An 11,454-nucleotide genomic window follows, 5' to 3' on the forward strand; every position below is an offset into this window, starting at 1 on the left:
CCAGCATAGGCTGGGCATCGTGACGACGACCGCTCCGAGCCCGCAGGGGGCCCGCCTCTCGCTGTACGACCGCTGGGCCTCGCGCGTCGTCACCGATCCGGCGATCGCCCGCCGCTGGCGCTGGCTCGCCCCCACCCTCATCACCCTGCTCGCCGGCGTGCTGCGGCTGTGGAACCTCGGCCATCCGCACGCCCTCGTCTTCGACGAGACGTACTACGCCAAGGACTCCTGGACGCAGTGGAACCTGGGCTACCCCGCCACCTGGCCCGAGGAGGCCGACCCGCGGTTCCTCGCGGGCGAGACCGACATCTTCTCGACCGTCGGCAGCTTCGTCGTGCACCCGCCCCTCGGGCGGTTCCTGATCGGCATCGGGTTCGGACTGTTCGGCCCTGACACGGCCGTCGCGTGGCGGGTGATCGCCGCCCTGGTCGGCACGGCGGTGGTGCTCAGCGTCTACCTGATCGCCCGGCACCTGACCGGCTCCACCTCGTTCGCGAGCGTGGCAGGGCTGCTGATGGCCGTCGACGGCCTGGCGATCGTGCTGAGCCGCGTGGCCCTGCTCGACATCTTCCTGACGTTCTTCGTGCTGCTCGCGGTCTGGTTCGTCCTGCTCGACCGGCGCACGCACCTGCGCCGGCTCGAAGCCGCGATCGACGACGCCGCCGCGCGCGACCCCGACGCCGATCCGTCCCCGTGGGGGCCGGTGTTCTGGAACCGCCCGTGGGTCCTCGCCGCGGGCGCCGCGATCGGCGCGGCCACCGCCGTCAAGTGGTCGGGGCTGTACGTCGCCGCCGCCCTCGGCGTCTACCTCGTCGTCACTGACGCGCTCGCCCGGCGTCGCCTCGGCGTCGCGTTCTGGCCGCTCGCCGCCGTCGTGCGTCAGGGGGTCGTGGCGTTCCTGCTGTTCATCCCGGTGGCGGTGGCGGTCTACCTGGCATCCTGGATCGGCTGGCTCACCACGGAGGGCGGCTGGGATCGCAGCGCAGACCCTGATGCATCGGCGCTGCAGAACCTGTGGACCTACCACCAGGCCATCTACAACTTCCACGTCGGCCTGACCGCGCCGCACGGGTACGCGTCGCCGGCATGGCAGTGGCCGCTGCTGCTGCGGCCGACCTCGATGTACTACCAGCAGCAGGGCGACCTGGTGCAGAACATCTACAGCATGCCGAATCCGCTGATCTGGTACGCCGGCGTCGCCGCCGTGATCTGGCTCGGCTACCGGTTCGTCGTCGCCCGCGACTGGCGGCACGCGATCGTCCTGGTCGGCGTCGGGGCGACCTACCTGCCCTGGCTGCTGTACCCGGAGCGCACGATCTTCCAGTTCTATACGATCGCGACCCTGCCGTTCCTGGTGCTCGCGCTCACCTTCGCGCTGCGTGCCGTCGCGGGCGCGCCCGGTGATTCGGCCTACCGGCGCACGTCAGGGCAGCGCGTCGTCGGCGTGTTCCTCGTCGTCGCTCTCGCCCTGTCGGCGTTCTGGTATCCGATCCTCACGGGCACGCCGGTGCCGTACAGCTTCTGGCAGCTGCACAACTGGATGCCCGGCTGGATCTGACGCGCCCGTTCACGGACGAGCGGATGCTGCCGCCCCCGCCGCGGCGGGCAGCGCCGCGATGATGCGCTCGACGGTCTCGTCGTCGTGCGCCGCGGTGAGGAACCACGCCTCGAACACGCTGGGCGGGAGCGAGACGCCGGCCTCGAGCATGGCGTGGAAGAACGGCGGGTAGCGCCAGGCGTCCTGGTCCTTCGCGTCGGCATAGTCGCGCACAGGGGTGTCGCGGAAGGCGACCGAGAAGAGGCTGCCCGCCCGCGAGATCGTGTGCGCGACACCGGCGGCCCCGAGCGCCTCGTCGAGCGCCGACGAGACGGCGGCGGCGGCCGCATCCACTCGGCGGTAGACTGCGTCGTCGGCGAGCCGGAGCGTCGCGATCCCCGCGGCCACCGCGAGCGGATTGCCGCTCAGCGTGCCGGCCTGGTAGACGGGGCCGAGCGGGGCGAGCAGCTCGAGCAGGTCGCGCCGCCCCCCGATCGCGGCCAGCGGCATGCCGCCGCCGATGACCTTGCCGAAGGTGATCAGGTCGGGAGTCCACGCGGCCCCCGCACGCTGCTCGAGACCCCACCAGCCGGCCGGGCCGACCCGGAAGCCGGTGAGCACCTCATCGAGGATCAGCAGAGCGCCGTGCGCGTGCGCGGTGTCGACGAGGAACGCGTTGAACCCCGGGTCGGGCACGAGCACGCCGGCGTTGGCGCCCGCGGCCTCGGTGATGATCGCGGCGATGCGCCCTGGATGCGCGGCGAACGCGGCCTCGACGGCAGCGCGGTCGTTGTACGGCAGCACGAGCGTGAGCCCGGCGATCTCGGCGGGCACGCCGGCGGAGCCGGGCAGCCCGAGCGTGGCGATCCCCGAGCCGGACTCGGCCAGCAGCCCGTCGGAGTGACCGTGGTAGTGGCCGGCGAACTTGATGATCACGTCACGACCGGTCGCCCCGCGGGCGATGCGGATCGCGGTCATGGTCGCCTCCGTGCCGGTCGAGACGAGCCGCAGCCGCTCGATGGCGGCCCGGCCGTCTACCTGGAGCCGGTCGATGACGAGCTCGGCGAGCTCGGTCTCGCCCGGCGTCGACGCGCCGAACGACAGGCCTCGCGCGGCCGCGTCCTGCACCGCCGCGACGACCTCGGGGTGCGCGTGGCCGAGCAGCGCGGGGCCCCACGAGGCGACCAGGTCGATGTAGTCGCGACCGGTCACGTCGCGCACGCGCGGGCCGGACGCCGACACGATCGACAGCGGCGTGCCGCCGACCGAGCCGAAGGCCCGCACCGGCGAGTTCACGCCGCCGGGGATCACCGCGCGGGCGCGGGTGGCTGCGGTCTCGTTCGTGGTCATGCGTGTCTCCTCGTTCGGCTCGTGACTCAGCGGCCGGAGAGCCGCGCGGCGAGCTCGAGCGCCCAGTAGGTCAGCACCGCGTCGGCGCCGGCGCGGAAGATCGAGGTCACCGACTCGTCGACCGCACGCTCGCGGTCGATCCAGCCGTGCGCCGCGGCGGCCTCGATCATGGCGTACTCGCCGCTGACCTGGTACGCCCAGACCTGCACCGGTGAGGATGCTGCGGCATCCGCCAGCACGTCGAGGTACGACATCGCGGGCTTGACCATCACGATGTCTGCGCCCTCTGCCACGTCGAACGCGATCTCGCGGGCGCCCTCGCGCCGGTTGGCTGGGTCGAGCTGGTAGGTGCGGCGATCGCCCTCGAGCGAGGACTGCACCGCCTCGCGGAAGGGTCCGTAGAACGCCGAGGCGTACTTGGCGGCGTAGCCCAGCAGGGCGACGTCGGCGTGGCCGGCCGCATCGAGGGCGGTGCGGACCTCGGCGGTCTGGCCGTCCATCATCCCGGACAGCCCGAGGAGGTGCGACCCGGCCTCGGCCTGGGCGAGGGCCATGTCGCGATAGCGGACCAGCGTGGCGTCGTTGTCGACCCGGCCGCGGGCGTCGAGGACGCCGCAGTGCCCGTGGTCGGTGAACTCGTCCAGGCACAGGTCCGTCTGCACGACGAGGGCATCGCCCACCTCGGTCGCGGCGATGCGGGTTGCGACGTTGAGGATGCCGCCCGGGTCGGTCGCCCCGGAGCCCTCGGCGTCCTTGTGCGTCGGGATGCCGAAGAGCATGACGCCGCCGATGCCGGCCTCGGCCGCCCGGTGCAGCTCGGCCTTGAGCGAGTCGAGCGAGTGCTGGACCACGCCGGGCATCGAACTGATCGGCACGGGCTCCGCGCTGTCCTCGCGGACGAACAGCGGCAGCACGAGCTGCTCGGGCGCCGGCCGGGTCTCGCGGACCAGTCGCCGCCAGGCCGGGGTCGCGCGGGTGCGCCGCAGGCGCTCGGACGGGAACCCGGTCACGAGCGGTCCTCCGCACCGGGGTCGCGCAGCGGGGCGAGGTCGGCTGCGCCCAGGGCGAGCAGCTCGTCGGCGACCCGGACGGCCAGCTCCTCGGCCACGTCGACGTCGTCGGCGGCGGCGTGCGAGCTGGTCAGCTGGGCCGAGCCGTCCGGCGCGTAGACGCGGGCGCTGAGGAAGACGAGGTCGTCCTCGAAGAACGCGTGCACCCCGATCGGGGCGGCGCACCCTGCTTCGAGCCTCGCCAGCACGCCCCGCTCCGCCTCGGCGGTGATGCGCGAGGCGCGGTGGTCGATGCGGCGGATGCGGCCGTCGAACGGGTTCTCCCCCGCGCGCACCTCGACCGCGAGGGCACCCTGCGCCGCAGCGGTCGGCCACGAGTCCGGCGAGAGCAGCTCGGTGGCGGCCTCGTCGAGGCGCCCGAGCCGATCGAGGCCCGCCGCGGCGAGCACGACGGCGTCGAGCGCCCGCTCCGGGTCGTCGGCTCCGACGCGGGCGAGCCGCGTGTCGACGTTGCCGCGGATGTCGACGAGCACGAGGTCGGGGCGGCGCGCCGCCAGCTGCGCGCGGCGCCGCGGGGAGCCCGTGCCGACGCGCGCGCCCTCAGGCAGCGTCTCGAGGGTGAGGCCGTCGCGGGCGCAGAGCGCGTCGCGCACATCGGCGCGGCGGGGCACGGCGGCGATCCTCAGGCCGGGCTCGGCGACGGTGGGCAGGTCCTTGTACGAGTGGACGACAGCATCCACCTCCCCTGCCAGCAGCGCGTCGCGCAGCGCCTTCGCGAACACCCCGGTGCCGCCGAGCGACGCCAGCGACGCGGTCGACGTGTCGCCCTCCGAGGTGATCGTGACGAGCTCACCGCCGAGCTGCGCGGCGACCGTGCCCGCCTGGGTCATCGCGAGGGCGCTCGCCCGCGTGCCGATGCGCAGCGCGCTCACGGCGCGATCCCGGCGAGGGCGGGCTTGAACCCGAGGCGGATGTTCTCGCAGCATCCGGGTCGGCAGACGTCGAACCACGGACCGAGCGAGGTCAGCGCGGGCCGCTCGGAGGTCGGCACGCCGTCACGGCGCTCCAGCACGAGATCGACGAGCCCGCTCACGAAGGCCGCGTGCACGCCGGGGGTCGGCACCCGCACGGCCGTCATGCCGTGCTCGCGCGCAGTGTCGAGCGCCTCGGTGTCGAGGTCCCACTTCACTTCCATGTGGTCCGAGATGAACCCGACCGGCACGATGACGAGACCCGTGACCCCGTCGGCGGCGAGCTCCTCGATGCGGTCGTTGATGTCGGGCTCGAGCCAGGGCTGGCTGGGCGGGCCCGAGCGCGACTGGTAGACGAGATCCCACGGGACGTCCGGGTGCCCGGCCATGACGACCTCGGCGACCGCGAGGTGCTGCGCCGCGTACGCGCCGCCCTCGCCGAAGTCGCGGTCGCGCGGGCCCGAGCGCACGGCGTCGTCCGTCGGCACGGAGTGCGTCGCGAAGAGCACGTGCACCTTGGGCGTGTCGCCGAGCTCGGCGATGCCCGCGTTCACGCCGTCGATGAACGGCTGCACGAAGCCGGGGTGGTCGAAGAACTGGCGCACCTTGTCGATCGCGATGACGCCGGCGAGGCCGGTCTCGTCGAGTGCCATGGCGTAGTCCTCGCGGTACTGCCGGCAGCTCGAGTAGGACGAGTAGGCGCTCGTGCCGATCGCGATGAGCTTGGTGAAGCCGCGGTCGTCCGCCTCGCGCAGGGCGTCGGCGAGGTAGGGCGCCCAGTTGCGGTTGCCCCACAGCACGGGGAGGTCGATGCCGCGCGACGCCAGCTCGGCCTCGAGCGCGGCCTTGAGCTCGCGGTTCTGGTCGTTGATCGGGCTCACGCCGCCGAAGGCGCGGTAGTGGTGCGCGACCTCCTCGAGGCGCTCCTCGGGGATGCCGCGGCCGCGTGTGACGTTGCGGAGGAAGGGGATGACGTCATCCTGCCCCTCCGGCCCGCCGAAGCTCGCGAGCAGGATCGCGTCGTACGCGACGGCCTCCTCGACGTGCTCCGCACCGTCGGCGGCGGCCGGCGTCGCGCCGGGCACGGGACCCTGCGCGCCGGTCACGAGAGCACCTCCGCCAACTCGGATGCCGCGATGAGCCGGCCCGTGAAGAACGGGACCTCCTCGCGGACGTGCCGGCGCGCCTCGGTGGCCCGCAGGTGGCGCATCAGGTCGACCAGCTCGATGGGGTCGTCCGCCTCGAGCGCGAGCAGCCACTCGTAGTCGCCGAGGGCGAAGCTCGCGACGGTGTTCGACTGCACCTGCGGGTACTCGCGGCCCTTGAGACCGTGGTCGCGCAGCATCTCGCCGCGCTCCTCGGCGGGCAGGATGTACCACTCGTAGCTGCGGACGAACGGGTACACCGTGACCCACTGCTTCGGCGCGAGGCCGCGCGCATACGCGGGGGCGTGGTCGCGACTGAACTCCGCGTCGCGGTGCACGCCGAGGGCGTTCCACGTCGGCAGGAGGGGGGCGAGCTCCGCGCTCCGGCGCAGCGCGCGCAGCGCTGCTTGGAGCTCGTCGGCCGCGTGGCCGACCAGCCAGATGAGCACGTCAGCATCCGCCCGCAGGCCCGACACGTCGTAGACCCCCCGCACGGTGTCGCCGAGCTCGGCGATCACGTCGGCGGCCGAGGGACGGTCCCCGTCGAGGGTCGCGGGGTGCGGGTCGCGCCGCAGCACGGCCCAGAGGGCGTAGTGGTGGGTCTGGTCGCTCACCCGTCCATCCTCCCCCGCTTCTCGCGGACCCGCGAATCAGCGGCCGGATTCGTGCACGATCTCCACAATCCGGGTGAGCACGCCCGGGTCGGTGTCCGGGGGCACGCCGTGTCCGAGGTTCACGATGTGGGCGGGCGCTGCGCTGCCGCGCTCGATGACGTCGGCGACGTGGCGGGCGATCAAGGGCTCCCCCGCGGTCAGCAGCGCCGGGTCGAGGTTGCCCTGCAGCGGCACCGCGCCGCCGAGGCGCTCATTCGCCTCGTCGAGCGGCAGCCGCCAGTCGATGCCGATGACGTCGGCGCCGAGTCCGCGCTGGAGGTCGAGCATCTCGCCCATCCCGAGGCCGAAGTGGATGCGGGGCACCTCGAGGCCGCGCAGCGCGTCGAAGGCGCGGCGGCTGTGCGGGGCGACGCGGCGCTGGTAGTCGGTGCGCGAGAGCGACCCTGCCCACGAGTCGAAGAGCTGGACGACGCTCGCACCGGCGAGCACCTGTGCCCGCAGGAACGCCCCGGTGACGTCGGCGCACCAGTTCAGCAGGGTGGCCCAGGTCTGCGGGTCGGTGCGCATGAGCGCCCGGGCGCGCAGCTGCTCGCGCGACGGACCGCCCTCGATGAGATAGCTCGCGAGCGTGTAGGGCGCACCTCCGAAGCCGATGAGGGGTGTCGAGCCGAGCTCCGCGACGGTGAGCGCGACCGCCTCGCTGATCGGCGCGAACACCTCCGGGTCGACCGGGCGCAGTGCCATCACGTCGGCGGCGGAGCGGATGGGGTCATCGAGCACGGGGCCGCGTCCCGGCACGATCCGCACGTCGACGCCGGCCAGCAGCACGGGCACGACGATGTCGCTGAAGAACACGGCGGCGTCGACGCCGTGGCGGCGCACGGGCTGCAGGGTGATCTCGCTCGCGAGCGCCGGATCGAGGCAGGCGTCGAGCATCTCGGTGCCCGCCCGCGACGCGCGGTATTCGGGCAGCGAGCGACCGGCCTGGCGCATGAACCACACCGGCAGCGTGTCGGAGCGCTCACCCCGCGCGGCCCGCACGAGCGGCGACGACGCGGTGCGCCCGTCCACGAGCGGATGCTGCGACGGCAGGGATGTGGGGAGCGATGGCATCCCTCCAGGCTAGGCGCACCGGGGTCGGGCGAGGTGCCGGGTAGAATCGCCGGGTGCTCTTCTGCGTGACCGCGAACCATCGCAACACGGACTTCGAGGTGCTCGATCGCATCTCGAAGGTGTCTGCGACGACCGCGGCGGACGTGCTCAACGCCCACGAGTTCGTGCGCGGTGCGGTCGTGCTGGCCACCTGCAACCGCTTCGAGGCGTACCTCGAGCTGGACGAGCCGGTCACGAGCGGCGCGGTGCTCGCCCATGAGGCCGTGCTCGACGCCGTCGCCTCCGTCGCCGGTGACGACGCCCTGTCGCTGCGCGACTCGGCGGTCGCCCTCGTCGGCGACGACGCGGTGCGGCACTTGTTCGCGGTGAGCTCCGGCCTCGAGTCGATGGTCGTCGGAGAGGACGAGATCACCGGGCAGGTGCAGCGCGCGCTCGCGGCCGCCCGGGAGATCGGCACCACGAGCACCGAGCTGGAGCAGGTCTTCCAGCGCGCCGCATACGCGACCAGGGCGGTGCGGGCGAAGGCCGATCTGTCCGCCGCCGGCCGCTCGCTGGCGCGACTGGCCCTCGACCTCGTCGACACCAGGGTCACCGACTGGGCCACCACGCCCGTGCTGCTGGTCGGCACCGGCCAGTACGCGGCCACCACGATCGCCGCACTGCAGGCGCGCGGTGCCCGCGACATCCGGGTCTTCTCGGCCACCGGCCGCGCGCAGCAGTTCGCCGCGCGCTACGGGGTGCGCGCCGAGCCCACCCTGGGCGAGGCGCTCGCGGGGGCCGACATCGTCATCACCTGCACCGCCCGGTACGTCATCACGCCCGACGACATCCCCGACACCCGGCAGCGGCTCATCATCGACCTGGGCCTGCCCCGCAACGTCGACCCCGCTGTCGGCGCGGTGGGCGGCGTGGAGCTGCTCGACCTCGAGCTGATCGGACGCCACGCGTCGCTGCCGGAGCTGAGCGCCGGTGCGCACGAGGTGGTCGGCTCGGCCGTCGCCACGTACGCCGCCGAGCGCGCCGCGGCCCCCGCTGTGGTCGCGCTGCGCTCCCACATCCAGCAGGCGCTCATGTCGGAGCTCAGCCGGCTGCGGGTCGGCGAGGACGAGGCCCGCACCGAAGCCGCCCTGCGCCACTTCGCCGGCGTGCTTTCGCACGCGCCGTCGGTGCGGGCGCGCGAGTTCGCCGCCCAGGGCCGGATCGAGGAGTTCGAGGCCGCGCTCGAGATGGTGTTCGGCGTCAGCGCGGCGCCCGCCGAGGACGCCGACGGCGAGCAGCTCGCCGCCGGCTGAGCCCCGTCAGTTCAGCTCGTCGCCGGCTGAGCCCGGTCAGTTCCGCTCGTCGGGGTCACTGATCGTGTGGGTCACTGACTCCCTGTCGCTGTGGCCTCTGCCTTCCGCTCACCTGTCGCGATCTGTACGATTTCCTGCACATTGCGACAGGTGAGGGTCATGAACGGCCGCGCGAGTCCGCTCACCTGACGCAATCGGTGCGATTTCGCGCATGTTGCGACAGGTGAGGTCGCGGCGAGAGGATGCTCGTGCTCGGGCGGACAGGGCGGCACGCCGTCGCGACTCAGCGCCGCGAGGCGATCGCCACGGCGACGCGGCGCACGAGTCGATCGGGGTGTGAGAACAATTCGATCTTGGTGACCCGGATGACGCACCAGCCCGCGGCGCGCAGTCGGTCGTAGCGCTCGATGTCGCGCGCCCACTGCGCCGGGCTGAGGAGGTGGTGCTCGCCCTCATACTCGATCGCGATCTTCAGCGCTGGGTAAGCGAGATCGACACAGGCCAACCGCACGTCGTCGACGTAGATATCGAAGTTGAGCGACGGCTCGGGAAGCCCGGCGTCGATCAACTCGAGGCGCGTCCGGGTCTCGGGACGGGATGCGGACCCCGTTCGCACATACGGCAGCGCTTCACGGAGCCGCCCGATGCCGATCCGACGGCCGGCGGCGAGGGCTGCCTCGAGGTCGGCGCGGGTTGCCAGTGGCTCAGCGACCCGCCACTCGCGCACCACGGCGTCGCCCACCGCCACCAGATCACGCGGGTCGCGCAGCGTGCGAGCGAGCATCGCCCACGTCGTGGCTGGGCTCGTGACCGAGAGTCCGGAGCGCGGCTCGCTCGCCCGACGGGTCAGTTTCGGAACTGCTTGATGGCCGCGGATCCCGACACCCCGCGGCAAGCGGCGTGGTGCGAGGACCGCGACATCGAGCCCGGGAGCGCGCAGGAGCTCGGGCGGCAGCGGGAGTCCCCAGATCACTGCCGCGGTCGTATGGCAGAAGAACTCGTGCTCGGTCATGCACACCGAATAGTCGAACGCGCGACGCAGGTGCCTGCGCTCGAGCTCCCCCCGAGGTTGTCCGAACGCGTCGAAATCAACGACGGTGCTCGCCCGCTCGCGCAGCGCTCGCACCCCGTGGAACGGCCTGTCGAGATCCGGCTTGCGGAGCCGGTTCGTACCTGCACCGGCGCGCAGCGCGTCGGCGACGCGGAACCGGTCGCCGAGCACCCTGGGGAGCGGTGGTGGCAGCATCCGCCCATGTTCACGCGCAACCGCGTTGCCTGAGCCGCTTCGCCCTGTTCGGCGAAGAACGGGCACTCCGAATGGTCTGGGGAGGAGTCCCTGTCCTCGGCCACACGCCGCTCAACTGTCGCGAAGTGCAGGGAAACCCGCCAATTGCGACAGGTGAACGAAAGCGCGAGGCCGCAAGAGTCCTCGAACACGCCGCTCACCTGTCGCGAAGTGCAGGGAAACCCGCAGATTGCGACAGGTGAGGGTCAACGCGGGCGAGCAGCTCGCCGCCGGCTGAGCCCCGTCAGTTCAGCTCGTCGGGGTGGGCGCTGACGCGCCCGCCGCCGTCCGCGACCTCGAGGCCGTCGATGCCGGCGACCTCGTCCGCGGTCAGCTCGAAGTCGAACACGTCGAGGTTCTCGGCGAGGCGCGCGCGGCGCACCGACTTCGGGAACACGATGTTGCCGTGCTGCAGGTGCCACCGCAGCACGACCTGGGCGGGCGTCTTCCCGTGCGCCTCGGCGGCGCGGGCCACCGGCTCGGCCCCGAACAGGTCGTACTTGCCCTGGCCGAGCGGGCCCCACGCCTCGATGCGGATGTCGCGGGCTGCCGCCCACTCGGTGATCTCCCGCTCCTGGTAGGCCGGGTGCAGCTCGATCTGGTTGACGGCGGGGACGATGCCCGTGGCCGCCACGATCTTCTCGAGGTGCGGGACGAGGTGGTTCGACACCCCGATGCTGCGAGCGAGGCCCGCGTCGCGCAGCTCGATGAGCTTCTCCCACGCGTGCAGGTAGTTGTCGCGGGCCGGCGTCGGCCAGTGCACGAGGTACAGGTCGACCTGCTCGAGCCCGAGCCGGTCGAGGCTCTCGCGGATCGCGGCGTCCGGCTCGTCGCCGTCGTGGCGGTCGTTCCACAGCTTGGTGGTGACGAACAGCTCGTCGCGCGGGATGCCGCTGGCCGCGATCGCCGCGCCGACGCCCTCCTCGTTGCCGTAGATCGCCGCGGTGTCGATGTGCCGGTAGCCGAGCTCGAGCGCCTCGGTCACCGCCTTCTCGGTCTCCGCGGGCGGGATGCGGAAGACGCCGTAGCCGAGCTGCGGGATGGTGTGGCCGTCGTTGAGCGTGAGGGTGGTGATCTCTGGCATGCATCCAGCCTACGAGCGGTCGCGAACCCCGGCGCGGGCGATACGATCGAAGG

10 protein-coding genes are annotated in these 11,454 nt (G+C 72.7%); 2 read left to right on the forward strand and 8 right to left on the reverse strand.

All coding sequences use genetic code 11. The features are described from left to right. Window positions 1-19 precede the first annotated feature (19 nt). A complete protein-coding gene (locus tag Microterr_RS09100) occupies window positions 20-1,558 on the forward strand; it encodes a dolichyl-phosphate-mannose--protein mannosyltransferase (protein WP_263798278.1) in 1,539 nt (512 codons plus the stop codon). A 9-nt stretch (window positions 1,559-1,567) separates the two neighbouring features. Here Microterr_RS09100 and hemL read toward each other — a convergent pair whose 3' ends face one another. Genes hemL through hemE form a run of 6 tightly spaced genes read right to left on the reverse strand, consistent with a single transcriptional unit; the run spans window position 1,568 to window position 7,740 of the window. Continuing rightward, on the reverse strand, window positions 1,568-2,887 hold the full coding sequence (gene hemL, locus Microterr_RS09105; protein WP_263798277.1) for a glutamate-1-semialdehyde 2,1-aminomutase: 1,320 nt from the start codon (window positions 2,885-2,887) through the stop codon (window positions 1,568-1,570). Between the two features lie 26 nt (window positions 2,888-2,913). Beyond that, window positions 2,914-3,897, reverse strand: a complete 984-nt coding sequence (gene hemB / locus Microterr_RS09110) for a porphobilinogen synthase (RefSeq protein WP_263798276.1) — start codon at window positions 3,895-3,897, stop codon at window positions 2,914-2,916. Then, entirely contained in the window at window positions 3,894-4,883 is a 990-nt protein-coding gene (gene hemC, locus Microterr_RS09115; RefSeq protein ID WP_404810187.1) for a hydroxymethylbilane synthase, read from the reverse strand. The genes hemB and hemC overlap by 4 nt, the downstream gene beginning before the upstream one ends. After that, a complete protein-coding gene (locus Microterr_RS09120; RefSeq protein ID WP_263798274.1) occupies window positions 4,826-5,974 on the reverse strand; it encodes a ferrochelatase in 1,149 nt (382 codons plus the stop codon). The genes hemC and Microterr_RS09120 overlap by 58 nt, the downstream gene beginning before the upstream one ends. Beyond that, window positions 5,971-6,627, reverse strand: coding sequence for a hydrogen peroxide-dependent heme synthase (gene hemQ, locus Microterr_RS09125; protein ID WP_404810186.1), 657 nt, complete (start codon window positions 6,625-6,627; stop codon window positions 5,971-5,973). The genes Microterr_RS09120 and hemQ overlap by 4 nt, the downstream gene beginning before the upstream one ends. 36 nt (window positions 6,628-6,663) lie before the next feature. Further along, on the reverse strand, window positions 6,664-7,740 hold the full coding sequence (gene hemE / locus Microterr_RS09130; RefSeq protein ID WP_263798273.1) for a uroporphyrinogen decarboxylase: 1,077 nt from the start codon (window positions 7,738-7,740) through the stop codon (window positions 6,664-6,666). A 53-nt stretch (window positions 7,741-7,793) separates the two neighbouring features. On the opposite strand from hemE, the gene Microterr_RS09135 reads away from it, so the two are divergent. Beyond that, window positions 7,794-9,032 carry a glutamyl-tRNA reductase gene (locus Microterr_RS09135; RefSeq protein WP_263798272.1) on the forward strand — a complete coding sequence of 413 codons (1,239 nt, stop codon included), beginning with the start codon at window positions 7,794-7,796 and terminating at the stop codon, window positions 9,030-9,032. Window positions 9,033-9,315: 283 nt separating this feature from the next. Here the strand turns inward: Microterr_RS09135 and Microterr_RS09140 are convergent, their stop codons facing one another. Together Microterr_RS09140 and Microterr_RS09145 are read right to left on the reverse strand one after the other, a co-directional pair. After that, a complete protein-coding gene (locus tag Microterr_RS09140; RefSeq protein WP_263798271.1) occupies window positions 9,316-10,278 on the reverse strand; it encodes an endonuclease domain-containing protein in 963 nt (320 codons plus the stop codon). A gap of 283 nt (window positions 10,279-10,561) precedes the next feature. After that, window positions 10,562-11,401, reverse strand: a complete 840-nt coding sequence (locus Microterr_RS09145) for an aldo/keto reductase (protein ID WP_263798270.1) — start codon at window positions 11,399-11,401, stop codon at window positions 10,562-10,564. Window positions 11,402-11,454 lie beyond the last annotated feature (53 nt).

It is taken from the genome of Microbacterium terricola, assembly GCF_027943945.1.
Classification (GTDB): Bacteria; Actinomycetota; Actinomycetes; order Actinomycetales; family Microbacteriaceae; genus Microbacterium; species Microbacterium terricola.

Excerpts from the sequence above, each read along its gene's own strand:
- hemL (WP_263798277.1), bottom strand. The coding sequence starts at position 2,887 with ATGACCACGAACGAGACCGCAGCCACCCGCGCCCGCGCGGTGATCCCC.
- hemC (WP_404810187.1), bottom strand. The coding sequence starts at position 4,883 with ATGCTGCGAGAACATCCGCCTCGGGTTCAAGCCCGCCCTCGCCGGGAT.
- hemE (WP_263798273.1), bottom strand. The coding sequence starts at position 7,740 with ATGCCATCGCTCCCCACATCCCTGCCGTCGCAGCATCCGCTCGTGGAC.
- Microterr_RS09140 (WP_263798271.1), bottom strand. The coding sequence starts at position 10,278 with ATGCTGCCACCACCGCTCCCCAGGGTGCTCGGCGACCGGTTCCGCGTC.
- Microterr_RS09145 (WP_263798270.1), bottom strand. The coding sequence starts at position 11,401 with ATGCCAGAGATCACCACCCTCACGCTCAACGACGGCCACACCATCCCG.